The sequence below is a fragment of the Phytohabitans rumicis genome, assembly GCF_011764445.1.
In the GTDB taxonomy this organism is placed as follows: Bacteria; Actinomycetota; Actinomycetes; order Mycobacteriales; family Micromonosporaceae; genus Phytohabitans; species Phytohabitans rumicis.
Genome location: NZ_BLPG01000001.1, coordinates 2,257,996 through 2,283,532, shown reverse-complemented (window position 1 = coordinate 2,283,532; position 25,537 = coordinate 2,257,996). Strand labels below are relative to the sequence as shown.

General features: G+C 72.5%; 22 protein-coding genes and 2 pseudogenes. 13 read left to right on the top strand and 11 right to left on the bottom strand.

Going from position 1 to position 25,537, the window contains the following annotated elements:
- Positions 1-11 precede the first annotated feature (11 nt).
- Positions 12-842, top strand: coding sequence for an alpha/beta fold hydrolase (locus Prum_RS09780; RefSeq protein WP_173075776.1), 831 nt, complete (start codon positions 12-14; stop codon positions 840-842).
- 479 nt (positions 843-1,321) lie between these two features.
- On the opposite strand, the gene Prum_RS09775 is transcribed toward Prum_RS09780, so the two are convergent.
- On the bottom strand, positions 1,322-1,804 hold the full coding sequence (locus Prum_RS09775) for a MarR family transcriptional regulator (RefSeq protein ID WP_246277781.1): 483 nt from the start codon (positions 1,802-1,804) through the stop codon (positions 1,322-1,324).
- A 66-nt stretch (positions 1,805-1,870) separates the two neighbouring features.
- Between Prum_RS09775 and icmF the strand changes: the two genes are divergently transcribed.
- Positions 1,871-5,050 (top strand): fused isobutyryl-CoA mutase/GTPase IcmF, encoded by a 3,180-nt coding sequence (gene icmF, locus Prum_RS09770; protein WP_173075772.1) that lies wholly within the window; start codon positions 1,871-1,873, stop codon positions 5,048-5,050.
- A 60-nt stretch (positions 5,051-5,110) separates the two neighbouring features.
- On the opposite strand, the gene Prum_RS09765 is transcribed toward icmF, so the two are convergent.
- Positions 5,111-6,343 (bottom strand): SGNH/GDSL hydrolase family protein, encoded by a 1,233-nt coding sequence (locus Prum_RS09765; protein ID WP_173075770.1) that lies wholly within the window; start codon positions 6,341-6,343, stop codon positions 5,111-5,113.
- Between the two features lie 42 nt (positions 6,344-6,385).
- On the bottom strand, positions 6,386-7,345 hold the full coding sequence (locus Prum_RS09760) for a helix-turn-helix transcriptional regulator (protein ID WP_173075768.1): 960 nt from the start codon (positions 7,343-7,345) through the stop codon (positions 6,386-6,388).
- Positions 7,346-7,458: 113 nt separating this feature from the next.
- Here Prum_RS09760 and Prum_RS53695 point away from each other — a divergent pair, with 113 nt between their 5' ends.
- The 4 genes from Prum_RS53695 to Prum_RS09740 all read left to right on the top strand — a co-directional run bounded on the left by Prum_RS53695 (position 7,459) and on the right by Prum_RS09740 (position 12,272).
- A complete protein-coding gene (locus Prum_RS53695) occupies positions 7,459-8,550 on the top strand; it encodes a S8 family serine peptidase (protein ID WP_173075766.1) in 1,092 nt (363 codons plus the stop codon).
- Positions 8,441-10,870, top strand: a complete 2,430-nt coding sequence (locus tag Prum_RS09750; RefSeq protein ID WP_173075764.1) for a S8 family serine peptidase — start codon at positions 8,441-8,443, stop codon at positions 10,868-10,870. The genes Prum_RS53695 and Prum_RS09750 overlap by 110 nt, the downstream gene beginning before the upstream one ends.
- A gap of 95 nt (positions 10,871-10,965) precedes the next feature.
- Positions 10,966-11,343 (top strand): molybdopterin-binding protein, encoded by a 378-nt coding sequence (locus Prum_RS09745; protein ID WP_173075762.1) that lies wholly within the window; start codon positions 10,966-10,968, stop codon positions 11,341-11,343.
- The gene (locus Prum_RS09740) at positions 11,340-12,272 is read left to right on the top strand and encodes a DUF2332 domain-containing protein (RefSeq protein ID WP_173075760.1); all 933 of its coding nucleotides are present in this window, start codon (positions 11,340-11,342) and stop codon (positions 12,270-12,272) included. The genes Prum_RS09745 and Prum_RS09740 overlap by 4 nt, the downstream gene beginning before the upstream one ends.
- Before the next feature lie 342 nt (positions 12,273-12,614).
- Here the strand turns inward: Prum_RS09740 and Prum_RS09735 are convergent, their stop codons facing one another.
- Positions 12,615-13,304: a hypothetical protein gene (locus tag Prum_RS09735; RefSeq protein ID WP_173075758.1), complete on the bottom strand. Its 690-nt coding sequence runs from the start codon at positions 13,302-13,304 to the stop codon at positions 12,615-12,617.
- A 380-nt stretch (positions 13,305-13,684) separates the two neighbouring features.
- Between Prum_RS09735 and Prum_RS09730 the strand changes: the two genes are divergently transcribed.
- Positions 13,685-14,089, top strand: a complete 405-nt coding sequence (locus Prum_RS09730; RefSeq protein ID WP_173075756.1) for an RICIN domain-containing protein — start codon at positions 13,685-13,687, stop codon at positions 14,087-14,089.
- Between the two features lie 71 nt (positions 14,090-14,160).
- Positions 14,161-14,544: an ATP-binding protein gene (locus tag Prum_RS09725; RefSeq protein WP_173075754.1), complete on the top strand. Its 384-nt coding sequence runs from the start codon at positions 14,161-14,163 to the stop codon at positions 14,542-14,544.
- A 1,520-nt stretch (positions 14,545-16,064) separates the two neighbouring features.
- On the opposite strand, the pseudogene Prum_RS09720 reads toward Prum_RS09725, so the two are convergent.
- Positions 16,065-16,982 (bottom strand): annotated as a pseudogene (locus tag Prum_RS09720) (EamA family transporter); the annotation flags it as partial.
- A 70-nt stretch (positions 16,983-17,052) separates the two neighbouring features.
- Here Prum_RS09720 and Prum_RS09715 point away from each other — a divergent pair.
- From Prum_RS09715 to Prum_RS09705, 3 genes are read left to right on the top strand one after another with little or no spacing between them, the layout of a single operon-like run.
- Positions 17,053-17,586, top strand: coding sequence for a CGNR zinc finger domain-containing protein (locus Prum_RS09715; RefSeq protein ID WP_173075750.1), 534 nt, complete (start codon positions 17,053-17,055; stop codon positions 17,584-17,586).
- Positions 17,587-17,588: 2 nt separating this feature from the next.
- The gene (locus tag Prum_RS09710; RefSeq protein WP_173075748.1) at positions 17,589-17,939 is read left to right on the top strand and encodes a MerR family transcriptional regulator; all 351 of its coding nucleotides are present in this window, start codon (positions 17,589-17,591) and stop codon (positions 17,937-17,939) included.
- On the top strand, positions 17,936-18,610 hold the full coding sequence (locus Prum_RS09705) for a hotdog family protein (RefSeq protein ID WP_173075746.1): 675 nt from the start codon (positions 17,936-17,938) through the stop codon (positions 18,608-18,610). Before Prum_RS09710 ends, Prum_RS09705 begins: the two co-directional genes overlap by 4 nt.
- Here the strand turns inward: Prum_RS09705 and Prum_RS09700 are convergent.
- From Prum_RS09700 to Prum_RS09690, 3 genes are read right to left on the bottom strand one after another with little or no spacing between them, the layout of a single operon-like run.
- Complete coding sequence (locus tag Prum_RS09700; RefSeq protein ID WP_218577172.1) at positions 18,588-19,049, bottom strand: pyridoxamine 5'-phosphate oxidase family protein; 462 nt, start codon at positions 19,047-19,049, stop codon at positions 18,588-18,590. The two genes, Prum_RS09705 and Prum_RS09700, sit on opposite strands and share 23 nt — an antisense overlap.
- Positions 19,050-19,059: 10 nt before the next feature.
- Positions 19,060-20,316, bottom strand: coding sequence for an RNA polymerase sigma factor (locus Prum_RS09695; protein ID WP_173075742.1), 1,257 nt, complete (start codon positions 20,314-20,316; stop codon positions 19,060-19,062).
- Positions 20,317-20,318: 2 nt separating this feature from the next.
- Positions 20,319-20,744 carry a YciI family protein gene (locus Prum_RS09690; RefSeq protein ID WP_173075740.1) on the bottom strand — a complete coding sequence of 142 codons (426 nt, stop codon included), beginning with the start codon at positions 20,742-20,744 and terminating at the stop codon, positions 20,319-20,321.
- Positions 20,745-20,835: 91 nt separating this feature from the next.
- Here Prum_RS09690 and Prum_RS09685 point away from each other — a divergent pair, with 91 nt between their 5' ends.
- Positions 20,836-22,425 carry a LuxR C-terminal-related transcriptional regulator gene (locus tag Prum_RS09685; protein WP_173075738.1) on the top strand — a complete coding sequence of 530 codons (1,590 nt, stop codon included), beginning with the start codon at positions 20,836-20,838 and terminating at the stop codon, positions 22,423-22,425.
- 70 nt (positions 22,426-22,495) lie between these two features.
- The gene (locus Prum_RS09680; RefSeq protein ID WP_173075737.1) at positions 22,496-23,707 is read left to right on the top strand and encodes an NAD(P)/FAD-dependent oxidoreductase; all 1,212 of its coding nucleotides are present in this window, start codon (positions 22,496-22,498) and stop codon (positions 23,705-23,707) included.
- On the opposite strand, the gene Prum_RS09675 is transcribed toward Prum_RS09680, so the two are convergent.
- The 3 genes and pseudogenes from Prum_RS09675 to Prum_RS09665 form a co-directional block, all read right to left on the bottom strand.
- On the bottom strand, positions 23,674-24,642 hold the full coding sequence (locus Prum_RS09675) for an NAD(P)-dependent alcohol dehydrogenase (protein ID WP_173075735.1): 969 nt from the start codon (positions 24,640-24,642) through the stop codon (positions 23,674-23,676). The two genes, Prum_RS09680 and Prum_RS09675, sit on opposite strands and share 34 nt — an antisense overlap.
- Positions 24,639-24,899: a hypothetical protein gene (locus Prum_RS09670; RefSeq protein WP_173075733.1), complete on the bottom strand. Its 261-nt coding sequence runs from the start codon at positions 24,897-24,899 to the stop codon at positions 24,639-24,641. The genes Prum_RS09675 and Prum_RS09670 overlap by 4 nt, the downstream gene beginning before the upstream one ends.
- Positions 24,896-25,200 (bottom strand): annotated as a pseudogene (locus Prum_RS09665) (ArsR/SmtB family transcription factor). Before Prum_RS09665 ends, Prum_RS09670 begins: the two are co-directional and overlap by 4 nt.
- Positions 25,201-25,537: the final 337 nt, after the last annotated feature.

Below are 25,537 nucleotides of genomic sequence, written 5' to 3'. Positions count from 1 at the left end.
AGACCAACACCATGACGGGCACCGACTGGACCACCGACGCCCAGGGCACCGGGCAGTACGCCGAGGTCAACGGCCTCAACATGTACTACGAGACGTACGGGTCGGGGCGGCCGCTGATCCTGCTGCACGGCGGGCTCGGGTCGAACGAGATGTTCGGCCCGGTCATCCCCGCGCTGACCGAGGGGCGCCAGGTCATCGCGCCCGACCTGCAGGGCCACGGCCGCACCGCCGACATCGACCGGCCGATCGACATCCGCCTCATGGCCGACGACATCGCGGCGCTCATCGACCACCTCGGGCTCGAGAAGCCCGATGTCGTCGGCTACTCGCTGGGCGGCGGCACGGCCCTGATGACGGCGGCCAAGTACCCGGAGAAGGTCGGCCGGCTCGTCGCGGCCTCCATCTACCTCCGGCCGGACGCCGTCGACCCGGCGCTGCGGGCCATGCAGGGCCAGGTGAACGCGGCGGCCGCCGAGTTCATGAAGGACACCCCGATGTACCAGCTCTACCAGCGGGTCGCCCCGCGCCCGGAGGACTTCGGGCGGCTGCTGGACAAGCTCGGCGCGGTGATGGCCGAGGACTACGACTACACCGAGGACGTCCGCGGCCTCCAGGTGCCGACGCTGATCATCGGCGCCGACGCCGACCAGGCGCCACCCAGCCACTACGCCGAGATCTTCAAGCTGCTCGACGGCGGCCTGCGGGACGGCGGCTGGATGAACGAGGGCCGCCCCAAGGGCGGGCACGCCCTGGCGATCCTGCCCGGCGTGACCCACTACAACATCTTCAGCTCCCCCCTCCTAGCCGCCACAATCCTCACCTTCCTCACCCAAGAGAGCTAACCCGGCGCGGCCCCCTTCGCCGTCCGTGCCGCGCCTTCGCCGTCCGTGCCGCGCCTTCGCCGTCCGTGCCGCGCCTTCGGCGTCGATCAAGGGCAAATGGTCGTGCTTTGATCTCCGATCCACGACCGTTTGCCCTTGATCGACGTGGAAATCCTTGATCGACGGGCCGCGGAGGGTTCGCGGCGCTCGCGCGGGGAGCTCAGCGAGCTGGCCAGGGCTGCCTCGCGCCGCGACGGGGCAAGATCTAGAGATGGAGATATGAGCTGCCGCGATGTCCGTCGTGGTCCGTGCCGTTGCTCCCGCGGCCGCACCCTCCGCGGTTGACGACCCCGGACCCGGCGGGCTTGTCTCGTGGAGCCGGCAGCGCGGGTCGGGGATTTCGGCTCGCTCTGCGAGCCGCCGACCTGCGCGGTGCCCGCGGGAGCATACGGCCCGCAAGTGACACGGACCGGGGTAAATCTGCCTGAGAAGCGGGAGGCTTAGAAGTCGCCGGCCTCGTGGCGCATCTCGGTCAGGATCGCGACCAGGCCGGTGACCGCCTCGCGGGAGATCCCGGGGGCGCCGAAGACGCTGTCGTTGAGGTCCTTGGTCGCCGCGACCGCCAGCTCCCGGCCGGCGTCGAGCAGTTCCACCAGGGTGGCGCGGCGGTCGGTGGGGTGCTGCGTACGCCGGACGAGGCCGGCCGCTTCGAGCCGGTCGACGGCGTTGGTGACGCTGGTCGGGTGCACCTGGAGGCGCTCGCCGATCTTGGCCATGGGCAGTACGCCGGTGCGGCTGAAGTGCAGCAGCATCAGCACCTCGTACCGGGCGAACGTGACGCCGTGGCGCTTCAGCACCGACTCGACGCGGGCCAGGGCGATCTGGTGCGCGCGCATCAGGGAGGTCACCGCCGCCATCCCGTCCGCGGCGTCCTCCCAGCCGTGCGCCGCCCACTGCCGGCGTGCCTCCGCGATGGGGTCCATGGGGCTCATCCTAGAAAGGTCACAGTACGTGGACCTCCGATAGTTGGATGTCCTAGTATTTAGCTTATGCATCCCGTGCGCTTTGTCACCGCGGCCAGCCTCTTCGACGGCCACGACGCGGCGATCACGATCATGCGACGACTGCTGCAGAGCCAGGGCGCCGAGGTCGTGCACCTCGGGCACGACCGCAGCGTGGAGGAGGTCGTGACCGCGGCCCTCCAGGAGGATGTGCAGGGCGTGGCCGTCTCGTCCTACCAGGGCGGGCACGTGGAGTACTTCAGCTACCTGGTCGAGCGGCTGGCCGAGCGCGGCGCCGGCCACGTCAAGGTCTTCGGCGGCGGGGGCGGCACGATTGTGCCCGACGAGATCGCGCTGCTCGCCGAGCGCGGGGTGCGCATCTTCAGCCCGCAGGACGGCCAGCGCCTCGGCCTGCCCGGCATGATCGCCGAGGTCATCCAGGACTGCGACGCCGACCTGTCGGCCCAAGGGCCCGACGTCGAGGCGCTGCTCGCCGGCGACGAGGCCGCGCTCGCCCGCGCGATCACCGTGCTGGAGGCCGGTGCCGACCCGGCCCTTGCCGCCGCCGTGCGCCAGGCCGCGGACCGGCGCGGCGTTCCGGTCCTTGGCATCACGGGTACGGGTGGGTCCGGCAAGTCCTCGCTGACCGACGAGCTGGTACGTCGTCTGCGCCGGGACAGTGAGGACAAGCTCCGGGTGGCCGTGCTGGCGGTCGATCCGACCCGGCGCCGCGGTGGCGCGCTGCTCGGCGACCGCATCCGGATGAACAGCATCGCCCCCGGGGTGGTCTTCTTCCGGTCCGTCGCCACGCGTACGCCCGGTGCCCAACTGCCCGCGCACCTGGGCGACATCGTCGCCGCGTTCAAGGCGGCCGGATACGACCTGGTCGTGGTCGAGACGCCGGGCATCGGGCAGGGCGACGCGGCCATCGTGCCCGCCGTCGACGTCTCGCTGTACGTGATGACGCCCGACTTCGGCGCGCCCAGCCAGCTCGAAAAGATCGACATGCTCGACCTGGCCGACGCGGTCGCCATCAACAAGTTCGAGCGGCGGGGCGCGGAGGACGCGCTGCGCGACGTGGCCCGCCAGATCGTGCGCAACCGCGGCCAGTTCGGCACACCGTGGCAGGAGATGCCGGTGTTCGGCACCAGCGCCGCCCGCTTCGACGACAACGGCGTCTCCGCGCTGTACCACCACCTCAAGGGGCTGCTGCGCGAGCACGGGCTGGCGGACTTCGCGGGCGTGCTGCCGCCGGTCGCGGGGCGTACGTCGACCGGGCTGCGGTCGGTGCTCCCGGCGGGGCGGGAGCGCTACCTGGCCGAGATCGCCCAGACCGTCCGCGACTACCACGCCACCACCGCCGAGCAGGTCGAGCTGGTCCGCCGCCGCCAGCACCTGACCACCGCCCGCGACCTGCTGTCCACAGAGGACGCCGCGCCGGTGCGGGCTCTGCTGACGCAGACCGAGCAGGGACTGCGCGGCGACGTGCACGAGCTGCTGGAGCAGTGGCCGGCCGTGCGCGCCCGGTACGACGGCGACGAGCAGGTCTACACCGTGCGGGGCAAGGACATCCGCACGCCGCTGGCGCGGACCACGCTGTCCGGCACCCGGCAGCCCCGCGTCGCCCTGCCACGGTACGGCGACGACGGCGAGCTGCTGCGCTTCCTGCGCGCCGAGCACCTGCCCGGCTCGTTCCCGTTCACCGCCGGGGTGTTTCCGTTCAAGCGGACCGAGGAGGCGCCGGCGCGGATGTTCGCGGGGGAGGGCGACGCGTTCCGCACCAACCGACGCTTCCATCTGCTGTCCGCGGGCCAGCCGGCGACCCGGCTGTCCACCGCGTTCGACTCGGTCACGCTGTACGGCCGCGACCCCGAGCGCCGCCCCGACGTGTACGGCAAGGTGGGCACCTCGGGCGTCTCCATCGCCACCGTCGACGACATGCGCGAGCTGTACGCCGGGTTCGACCTGTGCGCGCCGACCACGTCGGTGTCCATGACGATCAACGGGCCGGCGCCGGCGATCCTGGCCATGTTCTTCAACGCGGTGATCGACCAGCAGGTGGGCGACGCGACGGACGAGACCGAGCGGCGGGCGATCGCGGCGCGGGCACTGTCCACTGTGCGCGGTACGGTGCAGGCCGACATCCTCAAGGAGGACCAGGGCCAGAACACGTGCATCTTCTCGACCGAGTTCGCGCTGCGGTGCATGGCCGACATGCAGGAGTGGTTCATCCAGCGGCAGGTGCGCAACTTCTACTCGGTGAGCATCAGCGGCTACCACATCGCCGAGGCCGGGGCCAACCCGATCAGCCAGCTCGCGTTCACCCTCGCCAACGGCTTCACGTACGTCGAGGCGTACCTGGCCCGGGGCATGGCCATCGACGACTTCGCGCCGAACCTGTCGTTCTTCTTCTCCAACGGCATGGACACCGAGTACACCGTCATCGGCCGGGTGGCCCGGCGGATCTGGGCGGTCGCCATGCGCGACAAGTACGGCGCGGGGGAGCGGGCCCAGAAGCTCAAGTACCACGTGCAGACCTCCGGCCGGTCGCTGCACGCGCAGGAGATGGACTTCAACGACATCCGGACCACGCTGCAGGCGCTGTGTGCCATCTACGACAGCGCGAACAGCCTGCACACCAACGCGTACGACGAGGCGGTGACCACGCCGACCGCGCAGTCGGTGCGCCGGGCCCTCGCCATCCAGATGATCATCGACGCGGAGTGGGGCCTGGCCGGCACCGAGAACGCCTTGCAGGGCTCGTTCATCGTCGAGCAGCTCACCGACCTGGTCGAGGAGGCGGTGCTCGCCGAGTTCGAGCGGATCGCCGACCGGGGCGGCGTGCTCGGCGCGATGGAGACCGGCTACCAGCGCGGCCGGATCCAGGACGAGTCCATGCTGTACGAGCAGCGCAAGCACGACGGCTCGCTGCCCATCATCGGGGTCAACACGTTCCTCGCTCCACCGTCCGATGAGGACGCCCCGCCGCCGCGGCTCGAACTGGCCCGCGCCACCGAGGGCGAGAAGGAGTCGCAGCTGGCCCGGCTCGCCGACTTTCACACCCGGAACGCCAGCGAGGCGCCGGCCGCGCTGGCCCGGCTCAAGGCCGCGGCGACCTCCGGCGGCAACGTGTTCGAGGCCCTGATGGACGCCGTCCGGTACTGCTCGCTCGGCCAGATCAGCGACGCATTTTTCGAAGTCGGCGGCCAGTACCGCCGCAACGTCTAGGGTGCAAGGAAGGGCACCTTGTTATCGCTTTTTGCATAACAAGGTGCCCTTCCTTGCAGTTCAGCGGCGCAGCAGCGCGGGGAGGTTGACGGCGTTCGCCATCGCCTCGCAGCCGGCGTCGTTGGGGTGCAGGTGGTCGCCGCTGTCGTACGCCGGGGCGAGCGCCTCCGGGTTGTCCGGCGCGGCGACGGCGCGCGCGAAGTCGACGACCCCGTCGAACTCGCCGCTCGTGCGCACCCACGCGTTCACCGCGCGCCAGGTGGCCAGCCGCTCCGGCGTCTCGATGAACGAGCCGCCGAACGGTGTGATGGTGCCCCCGAAGATGGGCAGCCCCTGGGCGTGCGCCTGCGCGATGATCTGCTGGAACCCCGCGATGATCTCGTCGGCGCCGGCGCTGTACCCGATGTCGTTCACGCCCTCCATCAGGATGACCGCGCGGACCCCGGTCTGCGTGAACACGTCCCGCTCCAGCCGGGCGAGCGCGGGCACGCCCCAGTACGGCTCGCCGTCGCGCGGTGCGAGCACCCGGTTGCCGCCGAGCCCGGCGTTGACGACCGAGCGGGTGACGCCCGGCTTGGCGTTCAGCCGGCGGGCGAGGAAGTCCGGCCACCGGCGGTTTGCGTTGCCGGTCGTGGCGGAGGTGTCGGTGATGGAGTCGCCGAGCGCGACGACCGACCCCTCGACGCGGGCCTGCGCGCGCACGTCCACGCCGTCGATCAGCATCCAGCACGGGTTGGACCCGTAGCCGTCGCCGGTGGCGGACAGGGACTTGTCGCCGGTGGCCAGGAAGTTGCCCTGCGCGGTGAACGGATGGTTGGTCAGCGGGCCGGTCGCCTCCGGCACGTACACGCTCACCAGCAGCGTCGACAGCGCGGCGACGGTGAGGTTGACCGGGTCGCTGAGCGCCCGCCCGCCGGCCACCAGCGTCACGTCCGGCCGACCGCCGAACGTCAGGCGCCGCACCGTCCCCGGCACCGCCGCCGCGTCGGCGCCCTGCACGGCCACGGATGCGCCGCCGATGCGGACCGCCCGCGTACCAAATGTGTTGGTGACGCGGACGCGGACGCCGCTGCCGCCCGCGGACAGGAAGACCACGTTGCGCACGGTCTGGTCGGCCAGGCCCTGCCCGGCCGGGCAGGTGGGCATCCACGGGATCTCGCTGCCGGCGACCGGGCTCGCGGCCCAACTCGCCACCCAGTGCCCGCCGGCCGGGCCGGCCGACGCGCTCGTCGCCGCCATCACCGTGGCGAGCGCGATCGTCGCGGCCGCCGCGACGCCCCTCAGTCGCCTCATCGGACCTCCCCATCCATAGAGAAATATGGATGAGGTTACACGTCAGATCCAGCCGCGGTGGGCAGCTGCCGCGCCGGCCTGGAAGCGGGTCTGGGCGTGCACCTGCTCCATCACCGCGGTGATCCGGCGCCGCGCGGTGCGCAGGCTCACCCCCAGCTGGCGGGCGATGGCCTGGTCGCTCAGGCCCGCGCCGAGCATGGTCAGGACCCGGGCCTCCTGCGAGCTGAGGCCGTCCGTGGCCCGCGCCGGCACCGCGCCGATCGGCGTCGCCCGTTCCCAGTACGCCTCGAACAGCGCGATCAAGGCGTCCAGCAGGGCCGAGGGGTGCACGACCGCGATCGCCTCGCTGACATGGCTGCCGGAGAGCGGGATGATGGCGAGCCGGCGGTCGTAGATGTACAGCTTCAGCGGGAGCGTGGGCAGGGTCCGGGCCTTCTCGCCGAGCCGGACCAGCTCGGTGACGCTGGCGAGCCGCCCGGGCAGTTGGAGCGCCGGGCGCTCGTAGATGATGCGCATCTCGACGCCGCGTTCGAGCAGCGGCCGCTCCGCCGCCACCTCGTCGTACCCGGCCGGCGGCGTGGCGTACGGCGGCTTGTCGAAGGACAGGACCGACTTCTCCGGGTTGTGCTGCAGGCCGACGCTGAACCGGCGCACCTCGTCCAGGCCGGACACCACCTCGACCGGGTGGGTGGCGTGGTTGCGGAGGTCGCGCAGCCGAAACGCGTCGACGAACTCGGCCGCCGCGCCGCGCACCTCGTCCAACTCGGCCCGGCGCTGGTTGACCAGCATGCCGATCGCGGCCTCCGGCGACACCGGGGCGAAGCGCCGCCCTTCCGGTCGGCGCACCAGGCCCAGCCCTTCGAGGCGGGCCAGCGCCCGGCTCACCTTGCGCGCCGGCTCCCGCAGCGCCGCCGCGAGGTCGGCCGCGGACGAGTCCGGCAGGCCCAGCAGCGCGCGGTACACCCGCTCCTCGAAGGCATCGACGCCTACCGCCTCGAGCACGGACCCTCCCCTGTCCAGATTGGGCACCCGCCCTTTCCGGCCACCCCGGAGTCTAGACGGAGATGACCTTGAAGCCTTTCACTCGACTTCGTGACCCCCTCACCTCGGCGTTCTTGGTTCGTCACATCGGTTCTGGTAATTGCGATGGCCGTCGTACCCGGGCAACCGGCGTCGGCGGCGCCCGCGGCGCCGCCGCGGACCGATTCCAGCGGCCTCGGCGGCGGCACGACCGCCACCGTCACGCTGATCACCGGCGACACCGTCCGGTACGCCGTCGACCGTTCCGGCCGGGCGAGCGCGACCGTCACCCCGGCACCGGGCGCGACGCCGTCACCTTCCGCGGGTACGCCGAGGACGACGGCTACTACCTGCTGCCCAGCGACGCCGAGCGCTCCGTGGCGACCGGGCTGCTGGACAAGCGCCTCTTCGACGTCGCGTACCTGGCCGACAACGGGTACGGCAACGACAAGACCGCCGACCTGCCGGTCATCGTGCAGTACCAGCAGGAGTCCTCGGCCCAGTCGCTGGCCCGCAGCGCCCGGGCCCTGCCCAGCGCGCGCTCCTCGACGGCACTGCCGAGCGTGAACGGTGCCGCCGTGCGGGTCAGCAAGGACACGGCGGAGGACTTCTGGGGCGGCGTCCAGGGTGGAACCGGGCTCCGCAAGGTCTGGCTGGACGGCAAGGTGACGGCGTCCGACGACGTCAGCGCCGCGCAGATCGGCGCCCCGGCCGCGTGGGCGGCGGGGCTGGACGGCACCGGCGTCACCGTCGGCATCATCGACACCGGCATCGACGCCACCCACCCGGACCTGAGCGGCAAGGTGGCCGTCGCGCGGAACTTCGTCGAGGCCGGCCAGCCCGGCGGCGACGCGCCGGAGGACGTGACCGACCGGCACGGGCACGGCACCCACGTGGCCTCCATCATCGCCGGCAGCGGCGCCGCGTCCGCCGGCAAGTACAAGGGCGTTACGCCGAACGCCAAGCTGAGCATCGCCAAGGCCCTGGACGACTCGGGCAACGGCACCGACTCGGCCGTCATCGCCGCGATGCAGTGGCAGGCCACGCAGGTCAAGGTGGTCAGCATGAGCCTCGGCGGTGCACCGTCCGACGGCACCGACCCGGTCAGCCAGGCCGTCAACGACCTCACCGCCCAGTACGGCACCCTCTTCGTCATCGCCGCCGGCAACGCCGGCCCCGACCCCTGACGGTGTCCCAGCCGGGGCGGCGACCGCCGCGCTCACCGTCGGCGCGGTGGACTCCGCCGACAAGCTCGCCGACTTCTCCAGCCGCGGGCCGCGGGTGGGCGACTACGCCATCAAGCCGGAGATCACCGCGCCGGGCGTGCGGACCATCGCGGCCCGGGCCGCCGGCACCTCGATGGGCGCCCCGGTGAACGACAGCTACACCGCGGCCTCCGGCACCTCGATGGCCACCCCGCACGTCGCCGCCGCTGCTGCCGTGCTCGTCCAGCAGCATCCAGAGTGGACGTCCGGTCAGCTCAAGAACGCGCTCATCGGCAGTGCGAAGAACACCGGCGGCCCGGCGTACCACGAGGGCGCCGGCCGGGTCGACATCGCCCGCGCGATCCGCCAGCAGGTCTATGTGGACACCGCCTCAGTGTCCGGGTCGTTCACCTACCCGCCCACCGGCGAGACGCTGACGAAGACCATCACGTACCGGAACGCCGGCCCGGCCGACGTCGAGCTGTCGCTGACCGCGACGATGTCCGGTCCGGACGGACGCCCGGCGCCCGCCGGGGTCGTGGCCGTTGACCAATCCGGGGTACGCGTGCCAGCGGGCGGGACGGCCAGCGTGCGGTTGACCCTCGACCCGACCAACGCCGGCAGGGGTCTCCACTATGGACGTCTGGTCGCCGCCAGCGCCGCCGGCGACCAGATCATCGTGCCGATCGGCTTCCAGGCACAGGTGAAGCAGGCCACGCTCACGATCCGGCTCGTCGGAGGGGCCGAACGGTACCTCTTCCCGGGTGCGTTCTCGCCGATCAGCACGCTGCGGGTCAACGACACCGTGCCGGAACTGGCCATGGAGCCGATGAACACCAGCACGTACAACTGGCGTCCGGTGGACGGCGCGGCCAACACGTACGAGTCCAAGATCCGGCTGGCCGAGGGCGGCGTGTACCAGTTCGAGGGGCAGGTCTCCTGGCGCGACCTGACCACCGGACGGAACCACACGGTGTTCCTCACCCGGCCCGAAGTGTCGCTGACCGGCGACATGACCATCACGCTCGACATGGACGACGCGGTGCCGATCCGCTTCGAGACGCCCAAGCCGTCCACCGCCGTCAACGTCAACCTCACCTGGCAGCGCGTGGTCGCCAGCGGCCAGCACTACTACGGGTTCTTCCTCGGCAGCTTCTGGACGGTCGCGGTCGGACACGTGTGGGTGTTCCCCAGCCCGGCCGTCACCGTCGGGGCGTTCGCGCTCGGCGCCAACGAGATCCAGACCGCACCCCAGGCCACGGTCACCGTCAACGGGCGCGGCCGGGTGACGATCCGCCCCCTCTACACGATGGAGAACAGCGGGTACCGGCCGAAGTTCGCCACCGACCGGCGACTGCGGATCGTGACCGAGGCCGACCTGAAGGCCGGCCGGGACGCCGCGGGCGCGCTCGTCTTCGTACGCGGCTCGACCGACATCAACTCCACAGTGGAACTCGCGGTGAAGGCGAAGGCGGCCGGCGTGCTCGCCGACGCGCAGATCTCGAGCCTGTTGAACCTGAGCGACCGGGTCGGCATCCCGATCCCGTTGCTGTACCTCGACCTCAAGGAGAGCGCGCGGGTCGCGGCCGTCCTCGCCGGCGCCACCCGCCCCACCGTCGACATCGAGGCACAGATCACCACGCCGTACGAGTACAAGATGGTCCACTTCGAGCGGGGCCGGATCCCGGCTTCCATGACGTTCCGCCCGCGCGAGCGCGACCTGACCCGGCTGGAGACGACGTACCACGCGCAGACCCCGGCGCCGACCGGCCCGTGGGGCCCGGCCGACGACGGCAACGAGGTGAGCTTCGCGTTCCTGCCCGGCCAGCTCTACAGCATCCAGGTAGGACACAGCTTCCCCGCGCACGGCCGGCGGACCGAGTACTACAGCACCACCGGCTCGGACGTGTTGTGGTGGCGGCAGTTCCTGTTCAGCGCCGGGTCCAGCGTGCGCGTCGAGCATGCCTACCGCGGCTTCGCCAAGCCCACCACCGGCCGGGAAGAGTGGAACGAGCCGAACCTGCCCGTGAACGCGCAGGTCGGCCCGCAGACCCCGGACGGCGCGGCGGTGTTCTTCCCGTGCGACGGCTGCCGCCAGGGCGACATCCTGCGGGTCCGCACGCTCGCCCCGCTCGGCGTCGGCCAGTACGCCGGGCGCGGCGACCCGAGCCACACCGTCCAGGAGGACGGCCCCACCGAAGAGGTCCACCTGTACTCCGGCGGCACCGAGCTACCCCTCAGCAGGATGCCGCCGGCCTTACCTACTACCAGCTGCCGGCCGGCGCGGCCACGTACCGCCTGACCGACAGCTACACCACCGGGTGGGCGCAGCAGAGCTTCGCCAGGACGGTCAACACCACCTGGACGTTCCGCTCCGCCGCCCCGACCACCGACGGCGTGGCCCAGCCGTACTGGTGCATCGACGAGCTGCTGTACGGCGACACCACCCCGTGCGCCTGGCAACCGCTCATCTTCCTCAACTACCAGTTGGGGCTCGCACCCGGCGACACCGCGCCCGCGGCCCGGCCGTACACCTTCACGGTCACCGCGCAGAGCGGCGCGCCCGGCACGGCGGCGAAGCTCGCCGGCCTGCGGGCCTGGACGTCCACCGACGGCGGCAAGCACTGGGTGCCGGCCCTGGTACGCGCGGACGGCGGCACCTACCGTGTGTCGGTGTGGAACCCGGCGTCCGGCAAGGTGAGCCTGAAGGTGGAGGCGTGGGACCGGGCCGGCAACATGGTCCAGCAAACCCTCCCCGAGGCGTACGCCTTGTGACGGGTGCGGCGTACGTCGAGTTCGCCGTGCGGGAGGCCCGGGGCGTGTCACCGGCGTACGAGCGGCTCGCGCTCGCGGTCTCCCGCGACGACGAGGTGCTCGCGCTGGTCGGCACGCTCCCGCCGGACAAGCGGCAGCCCAACCTCCTCTTCGGCGTGGTACGACTGCTCGGCGGGCCGGTCGACGACCCGGTGGCGTTCCACGACCACACCGTGGCGAACTGGCCGGCGATAGCGGCGCAGATGCGCGTGCGGGCCACCCAGACGAACGAGGCCGGCCGGTGCGCCGCGCTGCTACCGCTGCTCGCCGCGCTCCCGCAGCCGCTGGCATTGCTGGAGGTCGGGGCCTCCGCCGGGCTCTGCCTCTACCCCGACCGGTACGCCTACCGCTATGGCGACCATATGGTCGGCACCGGCGAGCCGCTCCTGGACTGCCTCTCGGTCGGGCGGGTGCCGCCGGACGGCGTACCAGATGTGGTGTGGCGGGCCGGACTGGACCTGAACCCGCTCGACGTGGCCGACCCCGCGGACGTCGCGTGGTTGGACGCGCTGATCTGGCCGGAGCACGCACACCGGCGGGCGCGGCTGCGGGCGGCGGCGGCCATCGCGGCGGCCGACCCGCCGCTGCTGGTCCGCGGCGACCTGGTGGACGACCTGCCGGCGCTGGCCGCGCGGGCCCCCGCCGGCGCGACGCTGGTGGTGTTCCACACGTCGGTGCTGTACCAGGTGCCGGCGCCACGGCGGAAGGCGTTCGCCGAGGTGGTGGCCGGTCTGCCGGGGCACTGGATCGCGAACGAGAACGCGGAGGTGCTGCCCTACGCCGCCCTGCCCGAGTCACCGGACGAGGGCCTGTACAACGTGCTGGCCCTGGACGGCACTCCGCTCGCCTGGACCAGGTCCCACGGCCAGCAACTCACCTGGTTCCCCTAACCCCGCCCCCTCCGCCCCCTCCGCCGCCCTCCGCCGCCCTCCTCCGTGCCGCCTCCGTGCGCCCTCCGCGCCGCCTCCTTGCCGTCGATCAAGGGCATATGGTCGTGCTTTGATCTCCAAACCACGACCCTTTGCCCTTGATCGACGCAGAATTCCTTGATCGACGCGGGGGTGCGGCGGCCGTCTGCGGCCCCTGCTCCGTCCGCGGCTCCTGCACCGTCTGCGGCCGCCGCCCTCTCGCCGCCGTCGCTCGCCGTTCGTGGCCGCTGCCGCCGCCGCGAACCGGTTCGTGCGGCGGCCGCGCGGCCGCCGCACGGGCGGCCGTCACCGGGCGGTCGTCGATCAAGGACTTTCGCGTCGATCAAGGGCATATGGCCGTGCTTTGATCTCCGATCCACGACCGTTTGCCCTTGATCGACGCGGGAAGCCTTGATCGGCGAGGCCGCGCGGGGCCGCGAGGGCGCGGGGCCGCGAGGGCGCGACGCGGCGAGGGCTGGCGCCCGCGCGGAGGCGCCCGTCCTGCGGGCGGGAGGCGGCGGGCGGCGGGGTCAGGCAAGGATGGCGCCCCGAGCCGGCCAGCGCTGGCGTTGCGGGCCGGGAGCGGGCAGCATATCGACGGTGTCCGCAGCCGAACGTCTCGCCGCCGCCGTCCGGACCGCCGATGCCCGGGCTGGGGCCGGTGACCTGCCGGGAGCCCGCGACCTGCTGGCCGGCGCGCACGACGAGGCGGGCGTGGCGCTCGGGCCGGACCACGTCGCCGTCCTGACCGCGGCGCGCCGCCTCGCCGCCGTGCACCGGTCGCTCGGCGAGTTGGGCGACGCGCGGCGGGTGCTGGAGGAGGCGCAGGCCGCGGGGGCTCGCACCCACGGCGACGGGCATCCGCTGGTGCTGTCCCTGACGTACGACCTGGCTGGGCTCGTCGACGAGATGGGCAACGCGTACGAGGCGCGGCGCAACTACGACCTGCTCGCCCGGCTCGGCCCGGGGGCGCTGGGCGCCGACCACGAGTACGTCGCGGCGGCCGGCCGTCACCTCAACCGGGAGGAGCCGCCGACCCTGGTCGTACCGCCCCGGCCGTCCCTGCTGGCCCCGGCGGACGAGCGCGAGGCCGGCACGGGCATGGGTCGGCGGGCGCGGCTGCTTGCCGGCATTGGGCTCGCGGTGTTGGTCGCGCTGGCAACGACCGCGGTGGCTGCGTTGTCATCGCGTGACAGCGGCGAGGGCGCCGCGGCACCGGCACCGCCCGCGACCGCCGCGGCTGCCCCCACACCGGGTACGACGGCACCGCCCGGCGCCGCGTCGACTCCGGTCCCCGGCCGGGAGGCCGCGAAGCCACCGCCCGCCACCACCGCCGCACCCAAGCCGACCGTCCTCAGTGGCCGGTACGTCATCCGCCTTGCCCACACCGGGATGTGCGTGGGGAGGGGCCGGAGCTGTTCAAGGACACCGGACGTACGGTGCTCGGCCAGCATCCGTGCGCCGGCGTCTCGCCGCCGACGATCCTGGAGCCGGTTGGCGGGGCGTACCGCATCAAGCTGGACCATCCGGTGGACGGCTTGGGGTGCGCCACAGTGGACTACGGCGGCACCGAAGACGGCCTGCTGCTCGCCGGGGCGGGCTGCGAGGCGGGCCGCGCCGACCAGCGGTTCACATTGGAGCCGGCGACCACGCCCGCGGCTGGCTATCGGCTGCGCTCGGTGCCCGGCCGCAGCTTCTGCATCGGCGTCTACCAGGCCAGCCGGCAGGACGGCGTACAGCTCATCCAGACCACCTGCGACGGCGGGCCGGACCAGGTCTTCACACTGCGGCGCTCATAGCGACCCATCCGCGCGGGTCGCAGACCCGAATGCCCCACGTCGGCAGGCCACGATGCGTCTGGGGAGGCGGCGTGTCAGCACTGTGGTGGGAGGCGCCCCGACACGCTCCGGCGCTGGTCGGGCGGGCCGAGCAGATCCGGCAGCTGGACGGGGCGCTGGCCGCCCTGGGCGAAGGCCGTTCGGTCGTGGTCGAGGCGTGCGGCGAACCGGGCCTCGGCAAGACCCGGCTGCTGGTGGAGCTCGGGCGCCGGGCGTCCGCGGCCGGACTGCGGGTCCGCGGGGCCGCGGGACGCGGTTCGACCGGGAGGTCCCCGCTCAGCGTGTACGCCGAGGCGCTGGAGCTGCCGCCGCACGGTGCTTCCGGGGTACGAAGGGTGCTGGGCGAGGACGGGGAGCGGGCCTGGTGCTGCTGCTGGACGACCCGCACTGGGCCGACCAGGCATCGCTGGACCTGACCGAGCACCTCGTGCGCAAGCCGCCCGGGGCGCCGACGCTCATCGCCGTGGCGTACCGGCCGGGCAACGCGCCGAGGCGGCTCGTCGACGCGGTCGCCGGCGGCGTACGCGTGGATCTGCCGGCTCTGACCCCGGCGGGCCTGGAAGCGTTGCTGGGCGCGGAATCCCGGCGTCGCCGCACCGCCCTAGCCAGCCACCTTCGCCCCCACACGCCCTCCTCATCCCCTCCACCCGCGCCCTCCCCGCCCTCCCGCCCCCGCCCCCTCCCGCCCCCTCCCGCGCCGCCCCGCCCCTCTCCCGCGACCCCGCCCCTGTCCCGCGACCCTGCCTCTCTCCCGCGTCGATCAAGGGCAAACGGCCGTGCTTTGATCTCTGATCCACGACCGTTTGCCCTTGATCGACGCGAAAGTCCTTGATCGACGCGCGCCGGGGCGGCGCCCCGCCCGGTGCCCCCACGCAGGCTCGGATGTCGCCGAGCCTCCCGGGCGAGCTAATGCCCCAGCCGGTCGACCCACGCGGGCCGTGCCGCGCCCCAAGGAGGGCCGAGCCCACGCGGGGTGAGTGCCGGGGCCGGCTCGACGGAAGGGACCGCCCCACAGGGCGCCCCGCTTGGGGGATTCGGCCTGAATAGGGTGCCCCTGCTCATGCCATGGCGGGTATAGGGGAGCCCTCCTCACGCGGCGGTGCCCAACAGGGGCGCCCTCAAGGCCGGGTAGTTAAGGATTCCTGGGCGCTGTCAGGCCGCGCGGCTGATCGCTTGCCGAGCGCAGGAGCCGGGTCACCGTCCGGGTGATCGGGAACGGCGCGGTCACCTGGCAGCGCACAACAGGGGCGCCCTCCATGGCCGCAACATCAGGGGGCCGGTGCGGACGTCAAGGCTGCGACGACGAGGCGGGGTAGATCTAGACGAGTTACGGCTGAGATCGAGCCCTAACTCGTCTGGATCTACTGCCAGCTTCGACTTGGCTGGGGGTGGGCCGGGCCTGCACCCGGATGTATCCGATATAACCGGCCGCTGGATCTGGGTCCGCCGACCGGGTCGGTGGTGTGTTCGGCGGCGGGGTCGACGTATGCCGTGACTGTGGCGAGCAGTTGCCCCTGGGAGGGCAATTTCTCGACACAGTCGCCAAAGTCAAGGGCGATGACCGCGTCACATCAGCGCTCGACATGGACCTGATTCCCTTAACTACCCGGCCCTGGGGGCGCCCCCGCACGGCCGGCCCTCCGAGCGGGCCCGTGATCCGCGCAAAGTCCAGGGACCTGCCTCCACGCCACGACGCCGCCGCCGGGACCGGCCACCAGGACGGCCCAAGCCCGCCGATCAAGGATTTCCACGCCGATCAAGGGCATATGGCCGTGGATTGGAGATCAAAGCACGACCCTTTGCCCTTGATCGACGGGGAGAGCGGGGAGCGCGGGGAGCGCGGGCGCGGCGGGCGGCGCGGGCGCGGCGGGGAGCGCGGGGGACGCCGCGGGTGGCGCGGGTGCGGGGGACGTGGCGGGGAGTGCGGGGGACGCCGGGGAGAGGGGCGGAGTTCGTCTAGGCGGACTAGGGCTACGCCGGCCACGATCAGGGCGCCGCCGCCTAGTTGTACGGCGGTGGGCAGCTCGTCCAGGACCAGCCAGGCGATCAGAACGGCGAACATCACCTCGGTCAGCCCCACGAACGACGCCAACCGTGCGCCCAGCGCCCGTGCCGCCGCGATGCCGGCCACGTACGAGATGACGGCGGCCACCAGGGACAGTCCGACGATGGGGACCAGCCAACTCGTCCGGTGGCCGGCGAAGTCTACCGAGCCGAAGGTGGCGTGCAGCGGCATGGCGCCGGTCAGGCCGAGGGCCACCAGGGCGACCGCGCCGACGGCCATTCCGCCGCTGGCCAGGGCGACGGGGGGCAGTTCGGCGTCGCCGCGGGCGGACAGCACGAAGTAGGCGGCCAGGCCGACTCCGGCGCCCAGGCCCCACAGCACGCCGACCGGGTCGATGCGCGCGCCGCTGGTCAGGTCGAGGACGAGCACCAGGCCGAGGATGGCGGCGACGGAGCCGGCGATGGTGAGGCGGCGGGGGCGCTGGCCGTGTGCGAGCCACATCCAGACGACCACAAGGATGATGCCGAGGTATTCGAGCAGGAGCGCGACGCCGACCGGCAGATACTGGACCGCGTTGAAGAAGCAGGCTTGCGCGGTCGCGACCGCCAGCAGGCCGAACACCCCGATCATGCGGAGGTTGCGGCGCAGCACATGCCATTTTCCACGCAGCGACAGCGCGGCGGGCACCGCCAGCACGAGGGCGGCGACGCCGACCCGGGTGGCGACGGCGGCCTCGGCCGACCATCCGGCCTCGATCAGCGACCGGGCGAACGTGCCCGAGGTGGCGAAGGTGACCGCCGACAGCAGCGCCAGTCCCAACCCGAACCCGGCGGAGCGTTGCGCGTCCATGAGGCCCCCTGTAATAAGTAAAGAACCGCTATGCTGATGACACTACGGGGGTGGGTTGACAGGAGTCAAGATGGTTTTTGCCCATGACACGGAAGTGGGCCTGGCGGCCGCCGCCGCCCTCGTCAACGCCGAGTTGCCGGACACGGTCGCGCTCGACGCGTTCATCCGCGAGCAGGGCTGGACCGGCCGCCACGAGGGGAGCGCGGCCGAGCTGCGGTCCGTGCACGAGCTGCGGCCGCGGCTGCGCCGGATCTGGTCCGAGGACGAGGACACCGTCGTGGAGATCGTCAACGGCCTGCTCCGCGAGGCGAACGCGCTGCCGCAGCTCATCACGCATGACGGTGAGCCGTACCACCTGCACGCCACGCCGCACGACGCGCCGCTGGCCACCCGGATGGCGGTCGAGGCCGCGATGGCCTTCGTCGATCTGGTGCGCACCGGCGAGCTCGGCCGGCTCCGGATCTGCGAGTACCCGGACTGCGGCAACGTTGTCGTCGACCTGTCCAAGAACCGGTCCAAGCGCTTCTGCGACGCCGGCTGCGGCAACCGCGCCGCGGTCATGGCGTACCGGGCGCGCAAGGCCGCCGTGCAGGCACACTCGTAGGCATGTTGATCGGCGAGCTGGCCGAGCGGGCCGGCACCAGCACCCGGGCGCTGCGGTACTACGAGGCGCACGGGCTGGTCCAGCCGCGCCGCTCCGCCAACGGCTACCGCGTCTACGACGACGCCGAGCTGCGCGTGGTGCACGAGATCCGGGCCCGGCTCGCGGCCGGCTTCGTGCTCGACGACATCCGCCCGTTCGTGGCGTGCCTGCGGGCCGGCAACGCGTCCGGCGAGGTCTGCCCGGACTCGGTGGCCGTGCTGCGCCGTAAGCTCGCCCAGGTGGACGACTGCATCGACCGGCTGAGCGCGCTGCGAGGGCAGCTGGAGGTCCAGCTCAGGAGGCAGCAGCCATGATCGTGCACGCCCGCTTCAACGGGCCGCCCGGCTCCGGCAACGGCGGCTACAGCGCCGGCCTCTTCGCCACCGAAGCCAGCAAAGCCACCGAAGACGGCGGCACAGAGGTCACCCTCCGCAGGCCGCCACCCCTCGACACCCCACTGTCCGTGGTCGACGGCCAGGTCCGCGCGCCCGACGGCGCCGTCGTGGCCGAGCTTGCGCCGGCCGGCACGATCGACGTCGCGGTCCTACCCATCGAGTACGCCCAGGCGGTCGACGCGTCGCGACGGTACCCGGGTTTCACCGCTCACCCGTTCCCGACCTGCTACGTCTGCGGACCCGAGCGCCTCGACGGCCTGCGGATCTTCGCCGGCCGGATCGAGGACGGCACGACCGCCGCGCCGTGGACCGTGCCCGCCGACGTCTCGCCGGCCACCGTGTCGGCCGCCCTGGACTGCCCCGGCGGCTGGTCCGTCATCGAGTCGGGCCGGCCGTACGTGCTCGGCCGCATCGCCGTACACCTGAACCGGATGCCCGTACCCGGTGATGAGTGCGTGGTGCGCGGAGCCCTGGCCGGGGTGGAGGGCCGCAAGGCCCTCGTGCATTCGACGCTGTACGGTCCGGACGGCGCCGAGCTGGCGCGGGCGCGGGCCACCTGGGTGGCGATCAGTCAAACGTCCACCGGGTAGGCGAGCCGGTGAAGTCGGCCTGGACCAGCCCCATCGCCCAGGCCGGCCGAAACCGGTACGTCGCGTTGGCCAGGAAGAACTCGACGGTCAGCGCCTCGCCGTACTTGGCGTTGACGCGCTCGGCGAGCAGCGCGTTGGCGGCCCGGTCCGGCACCCGGGTGGCGGCGCCCTCCATGATCACGGGCTCGCCGGTGTCGCTGGTGGTCACCGTGGCGCGCGGGTCGCGGTCGAGGTTGCGCGCCTTGCGGGAGTGGCCGCCGCAGCTGAACCAGAACGCCTCGCCGTCCCACACGCCCCACACGGGTGTGACGTGCGGCCGGCCGTCCGGGTGCAGCGTTGCCACCCAGTAGTCGCGCGTGCGCGCCAGCCGCTCCTCGGCCCACGCCCACGGCAGCAGGCCGCTGCCGGCGTCCGGCCCGGCGATCCCGTAGTCCGGCATGTGTGGCCGGCTAGGGTGCGGTCGCATCGTTTCCGGCCAGGCGGGCGGCGCGGCCGTGCAGGTAGCGCTGCTGCGGGAAGCTGGTCGCGCGCCGGGCCGCCGCCTCGTACCCGGCGCGGGCCGCCGCGTGGTCGCCGGACATCTCCAGCAGGTGCGCGCGGACCGCGTACATGCGGTGGTCGCCGGCGATCCGGTCGTCGGCGGCCAGCTTGTCGAGTAGGTCGAGGCCGGCGCGCGGGCCCTGGGCCATGGCGACCGCGACGGCGTGGTTCAGCCGTACGACCGGGTTGTCGGAGAGCCGCAACAGCACCTCGTACAGCGCCATGATCTGCGGCCAGTCGGTCGCCTCGGCGGTCGGCGCCTCGTCGTGCAGCGCCGCGATCGCCGCCTGGAGCTGGTACGGCCCGGTGTCGCCCCGGGGCAGGGCGGCGCTGATGAGGGCGACGCCTTCGGCGATGGCGCCGGCGTCCCAGCGGGCACGGTCCTGCTCGGCCATCGGGATGAGCGCCCCGTCCGGCCCGGTACGCGCCGGCCGCCGGGCGTCGGTGAGCAGCATGAGCGCCAGGAGCCCGGCCACCTCGCCGTCCTCGGGCAGCAGCCGGTGCACCAGGCGGGCCAGCCGGATCGCCTCGGCCGACAGGTCGCCGCGGTGCAACTGGGGGCCGGACGTGGCGGCGTACCCCTCATTGAAGATCAAATAGAGCACGTGCAGGACGGCGGCGAGCCGCTCGGCGCGTTCCGGCTCCGGTGGCAAGCCGAACGGGACGCCGCTGTCCTTGACGCGCTGCTTGGCCCGGGTGATGCGCCGGGTCATCGTCGCCTCCGGCACCAGGAAGGCGCGGGCGACCTCGGCGGTGCTCAGCCCGCCGACCGCGCGGAGGGTGAGCGCGATCTGGGCGGCCGGGGTCAGCGCGGGGTGGCAGCACATGAAGAGCAGGATCAGCGAGTCGTCGGACGCCGACGGCGGCCGGTCGGCCGGCGGGGCCAGCCACTGGTCGGGCAGCACCCACTGGGCGACGGTGTTCTCCCGGCGCTGGCGGGCCTGCTCGCTGCGCAGCAGGTCGGTCAGGCGGCGCGCGGCGACGGTGATCAACCAGCCGCGCGGGTTGTCCGGGACGCCCTCTTCCGGCCACTGGAGGGCGGCCGCGAGGAGGGCCTCCTGGGTCGCGTCCTCGGCGGTGTCGAAGTGGCCGTACCGGCGGACCACCGCGCCAAGGACCTGCGGCGCCAGGCGGCGGAGCAGGTCCTCGACCTCGTCAGCGGCCACGGTCAGCCCTCGACGTCGCCCGGTCCGTCGTCGACCGGGCGCACGTCGACGTACCAGGCGCTGGTGTCGGTGCCGGCCGGAGCGGGGCACTTGGTGGCCTCGGCGGCGAGCTCGGTGGCGCGGTCGAAGCTTTCGCACTCGACGATGTTGTAGCCGGCCAGCACCTCCAGGGTCTCCGCGTACGGCCCGTCGGTCACCACGGGCACCCCGTCCTTGAGGCCGTGGATCCGCCGGGTGTGCACCGGCGCGGCGAGGCCGTGCGCCTCGACGAACTCGCCGGACTCGACCATCGCCTGGTTCCACTTGCCCATGTACTCGTACATGGCCGCCACGTCCGCCGCGGACCAGGCCGGCGAGTCGGGGCCGCTCTTGCCCGCCATGGCGTCGTAGTCCCGCTGCGACGCGTACAACATGATCATGTATTTCATGACCGTCTCCTCTCGGGTTCACTAGAGACGTCGGCGCCGCCGTCCGGTAACGGACACGGTAGTGGACCCAATTCGCGGTACGTTGCCGCTGATGGGGGATTATTTCGAGCGGCGCGACTGGGGGCGGGCGTACGAGGACCTCGCCCGCCTCGGGACGCCGGGCGCCGCCGACCTGGAACGCCTGGCCATCGCCGCCTACCTCACCGGGCACGACGAGGAGAGCGACGACGCCTGGCTCCGTGCCCACCAGGAGTTTCTCCGGCTCGACGACGGGGCGCGGGCCGCCCGCTGCGCGTTCTGGCTGGCCTTCGGCCTGATGCTGCGGGGCGAGGACGTCCGCGCCGGCGGCTGGCTGGCCCGGGCCCAGCGGCTGCTCGACGAGGGCGGCGAAGGGGAGTGCGCGGAACGCGGGTACCTGCTGGTGCCGGTGGCCCTCGGCGCGCTGGACGCCGACCCGCCGGCCGCGTACGCGTCGTTCGCCCGGGCCCGCGAGATCGGCGCGCGCTTCGGCGAGCCCGACCTGGTCGCCATCGGCACGCTCGGCTGCGGCGAGGCGATGGTCCGGGCCGGGAAGACCGCCGAGGGCGTGGCGCTGCTCGACGAGGCCATGGTCGCGGTCACCGCGGGCGAGGTCTCGCCGCGGATCGCCGGCATCGTGTACTGCGCGGTGCTGCTGGAGTGCCATGCCGTCTTCGACCTGCGCCGGGCCCGGGAGTGGACCGTCGCGCTGACCCGGTGGTGCGACACCCAGCGCGACCTGGTGCCGTTTCGCGGCCAGTGCCTCGTGCACCGCGCCCAGCTCATGCAGCTGCAGGGCGAGTGGCCGGACGCGCTCGACGAGGCCCGGCACGCCTGCGAACGCCTCGCCGACCGGCCGGCGGCGGCGATGGCGTACTACCAGCTCGCCGAGGTGCACCGGCTGCGCGGCGAGTTCCCGGTCGCCGAGGAGGCGTACCGGGAGGCGAGCCGCCGGGGCTACCGCGCGCAGCCGGGCCTCGCGCTGCTGCGGCTGGCCCAGGGCGAGGCCGCGGTGGCCGCCGCCGCGATGCGGACCGTCATGGACCAGGCGGGCGACCGGATCACCCGCTCGTACCTGCTGAGCGCGCACGTCGAGGTCATGCTGGCGGCGGACGACGTACCCGCGGCCCGGGCGGCGGCCACCGAGCTGGCCGAGCTGGCGGACGACCTGGACACGCCGTACGTCCGGGCGGTTTCCGCCCACGCGGCCGGAGCGGTCTGCCTCGCGGCCGGCGACGCGAAGGCGGCGGTGGCGACCCTGCGCCGGGCCTGGACCCTGTGGCGGGAGCTGGACGCCCCGTACGACGCCGCGCGGGCCCGGGTGCTCATCGGGCTGGCCTGCCGGGCGCTCGGCGACCACGACGGGGCGACCCTGGAGCTGGACGCGGCGGCCTGGGCGTTTCGCAAGCTCGGTGCCGCGCCGGACCTGAGTGGGGTGGAGCGCCTGGCGGTGCGTGCCACGCCGCCGGGCGGCCCGCTGACCCCCCGCGAGGTCGAGGTGCTGCGCCTGGTGGCCGCCGGCAAGAGCAACCGGGTGATCGCCGCCGACCTCTTCCTCAGCGAGAAGACCGTGGCGCGCCACGTCAGCAACATCCTCGGCAAGCTGGGGCTGCCGTCGCGGTCGGCCGCCACCGGGTACGCCTACGAGCACGGTCTTACATAGAATTGTGTAGGTCTTGACCTGCATGTTTCTCCCGAAGCGGCGCACCCCACCCGGCTCCTAGCGTGGGCACATGGCTTACGACGTAATCGTGGTGGGCGCCCGCTGTGCCGGCTCGCCGACCGCCATGCTGCTGGCCCGCCAGGGCTACCGGGTGCTCGTCGTCGACAGGTCGACGTTTCCGAGCGACACCGTCTCCACCCACCTGATCCACCCGCCGGGCGTGGCCGCCCTGCGCCGGTGGGGGCTGCTGGACCGGCTGGTGGCCACCGGCTGCCCGCCGATCGACACGTACGTGCTCGACTTCGGGCCGTTCGCCCTGGTGGGTGCGCCGGGGACCGAGGAGTCGCCGGTGGCGTACGCCCCGCGCCGCACGGTGCTGGACAAGCTGCTGGTGGACGCCGCCGCCGAGGCCGGAGCCGAGGTGCGCGAGGGGTTCGTGGTCGACGAGCTGCTGACGGACGGCGACCGGGTCACCGGCATCCGCGGGCACGCGCTCGGCGGCGGCGAGCCGGTCACCGAGCACGCCCGGGTGGTCGTCGGCGCGGACGGGCTGCGCTCGGTGGTCGCCGGATCCGTGCGGCTCGACCAGTACCACGAGAAGCCGAAACTGCTCTGCGGCTACTACACGTACTGGAGCGGGCTGCCGATGGACGGCCGGTTCGAGACGTACGTCCGGCCCGACCGCGGCCTCGCGGCGTGGCCGACCAACGACGACCTCACCCTGGTCGTGGCCGGCTGGCCGTACGCCGAGTTCGAGGCGAACAAGACGGATATCGAGGGCAACTACCTCAAGGCGATCGCGACCGCGCCGGAGTTCGCCGCGCGGGTCGACGCGGCCACCCGGGCGGAGCGCTTCGCCGGCATGGCCGTGCCGAACTTCTTCCGCAAGCCGTACGGCCCGGGGTGGGCGCTGGTCGGGGACGCCGGGTACAACAAGGACTTCATCACCGCGATGGGTATCCAGGACGCCTTCCGGGACGCGGAGCTGTGCGTCACCGCGCTCGACGACAGCTTCTCCGGCCGTCGCCCGTACGACGTCGCGATGAGCGGCTACCAGGCCGCCCGCGACGGGCAGGTGCTGCCGATGTACGAGTTCACCTGCGAACTGGCCACGCTCGAACCGCCGCCGCCCGACCTCGTCCAGCTGCTGAGCGCCATCAACGGCAACCAGCCGGCGATGGACGAGTTCGCACGCATGAACGCGGGAGTCCTCTCGCCGGCCGACTTCTTCGCGCCGGAGCACATCGATCAGATGATGACCACGAACTTGCCGCGGGCCTGACCCGCGCGCAGGGCGCGGACCGCCTCGGGGACGTCGGCCAGCGGGTACGTGCGGTCGACGGCGGGGGTGACCTTGCCGGCCTCGATGAGCGCGCGGAGGTCGTCGAGATCGATGGCGCGCTCCGTCGAGATCACGTTGCGCAGCCGCTGGCCCACGAAGGGGGACAGCAGCGGCCCGCCCAGGTTGCGACCCATGCCGCCGAACACGTTTCCGCCCGCCTCGCCGCCCACGATGACCAGCGTGCCGCGCGGGGTCAGAGCCTTGCGAAGCTGCGACAGCGGCCGGTTGCCGGCGATGTCGAGGATCACGTCGTACTGCCCCTTCACCTCGGCTCGGGTGTAATCGATGACCTCGGACGCCCCGATGGAGCGGACGAGGTCCACTTTGGTCGGTCCACACAGGCCGGTGACTTCCCCGCCGTACGCCTTGGCGAGCTGCACCGCGTACGTACCCACGCCGCCGCCGGCGCCGATCACCAGGACCCGCTGCCCGGCCTTGACCGCGGCGGCGTCGCGCACCGCGTGCAGGGCCGTGGCCCCCGACACGGGCACGGCGGCGGCCTGCTCGAACGTGAGGTTCGCCGGCTTGGCGGCGAGCCGGTCCACTGTGGTGCACGTGTATTCGGCGAAGGAGCCGTTGGCGCTCACGCCGTACACCTCGTCACCGGGCTTCACACGGGTCACGTCGCGGCCGACCGATTCCACCACGCCGGCCAGGTCGCGGCCCGCGGCGGGCGCCTTGGGGCCACGGAACCCGAAGCCCATGATGCGCATCAGGTACGGCTGGCCCGTCGTCATGTGCCAGACGCCGTGGTCGACTCCGGCCGCGCGTACCTTGACGAGCACGCCGTCGTCGCCGACCGTGGGCCGGTCGATGTCGCGCAGCTTCAGGACCTCACCTGGCTCGCCGTACCGGTCTTGGGTGATCGCCTTCATTCGACAGTCCTTAGTAGTTGCTCGATGGCGGTCGTGCGGGAACGCAGTTCGGCGACGTCGGCGGCGGCGCGCTGCTGGGCGTCGAGGGTGCCCTCGGCCAGCTGCTCGTACCGCCGGATGAGCTGGCGCATGTCCTCTTCGCGCTTGGTGTCGAGCTTGATCTTGCGAAACTCGAGGAACGTCGCGACCACGAGGCCGATCAGGAACATGGCGGCGACCAAAACGCCGCAGTAGAAAACCGCTTGGGGCCAGGTCATGAGCGCTCCTTGGAGAGGGTCTTCGCGGCCTCGGCCAGCGCGGCCGCCGTCAGGTGCACGTCAAAGTCGGTTACCTCGAAGTACTTCATGGCCTTGCCGTCCTCGGACAGCTCCAGGCTGCCCACGATCAGGCCGGCGGCCTCCAGTTTTTGCAGGTGCATGTGCAGGAGGGGCGGCTGATGCCGATCTCGCGGGCCAGGTGGCTCACGTAGTCACGGCCGCCGGCCAGGCGCGCCATGATGCGCAGGCGGATCGGGTTGGCCAGTGCCGCCAGCACCTCGACCAGCTCGTCCCCACCCATCACACCACCCCGACACGTGTAAGAACTTTCTTACACATGAAAGCGTAAGCGATCCCCGCCATCGATAGCAAGAGTGGCGTGGCGATCGTGAGTAGGGCGCCCCAAGACCGGGACGTTAGGGGAACCCGGTGCGGGTCTTGACGACTGTGGCGAGTAGTTGCCGTCCACGGGGCAACTACTCGCCACAGTCGTGGATGGCCTGGGGTCTCGCGGTCGGGTATGCCGGATACGTCCGAGCGGCCGGTCCGTAGATCTACTTGTTTCGCGTCAATCGTGGCGGCTTTCCTTAACTACCCGGCCTTGAGGGCGCCCCTGTTGGCGGTGCGCGCGTGAGTGG

Bases quoted from the DNA above. Each gene is read 5' to 3' on its own strand.
- Prum_RS09780 (WP_173075776.1), top strand. From the start codon at position 12: ATGACGGGCACCGACTGGACCACCGACGCCCAGGGCACCGGGCAGTAC.
- Prum_RS09775 (WP_246277781.1), bottom strand. From the start codon at position 1,804: ATGGACCCCATCGCGGAGGCACGCCGGCAGTGGGCGGCGCACGGCTGG.
- icmF (WP_173075772.1), top strand. From the start codon at position 1,871: ATGCATCCCGTGCGCTTTGTCACCGCGGCCAGCCTCTTCGACGGCCAC.
- Prum_RS09765 (WP_173075770.1), bottom strand. From the start codon at position 6,343: ATGAGGCGACTGAGGGGCGTCGCGGCGGCCGCGACGATCGCGCTCGCC.
- Prum_RS09715 (WP_173075750.1), top strand. From the start codon at position 17,053: ATGGTTTTTGCCCATGACACGGAAGTGGGCCTGGCGGCCGCCGCCGCC.
- Prum_RS09710 (WP_173075748.1), top strand. From the start codon at position 17,589: ATGTTGATCGGCGAGCTGGCCGAGCGGGCCGGCACCAGCACCCGGGCG.
- Prum_RS09705 (WP_173075746.1), top strand. From the start codon at position 17,936: ATGATCGTGCACGCCCGCTTCAACGGGCCGCCCGGCTCCGGCAACGGC.
- Prum_RS09700 (WP_218577172.1), bottom strand. From the start codon at position 19,049: ATGCCGGACTACGGGATCGCCGGGCCGGACGCCGGCAGCGGCCTGCTG.
- Prum_RS09690 (WP_173075740.1), bottom strand. From the start codon at position 20,744: ATGAAATACATGATCATGTTGTACGCGTCGCAGCGGGACTACGACGCC.
- Prum_RS09685 (WP_173075738.1), top strand. From the start codon at position 20,836: ATGGGGGATTATTTCGAGCGGCGCGACTGGGGGCGGGCGTACGAGGAC.
- Prum_RS09680 (WP_173075737.1), top strand. From the start codon at position 22,496: ATGGCTTACGACGTAATCGTGGTGGGCGCCCGCTGTGCCGGCTCGCCG.
- Prum_RS09675 (WP_173075735.1), bottom strand. From the start codon at position 24,642: ATGAAGGCGATCACCCAAGACCGGTACGGCGAGCCAGGTGAGGTCCTG.
- Prum_RS09670 (WP_173075733.1), bottom strand. From the start codon at position 24,899: ATGACCTGGCCCCAAGCGGTTTTCTACTGCGGCGTTTTGGTCGCCGCC.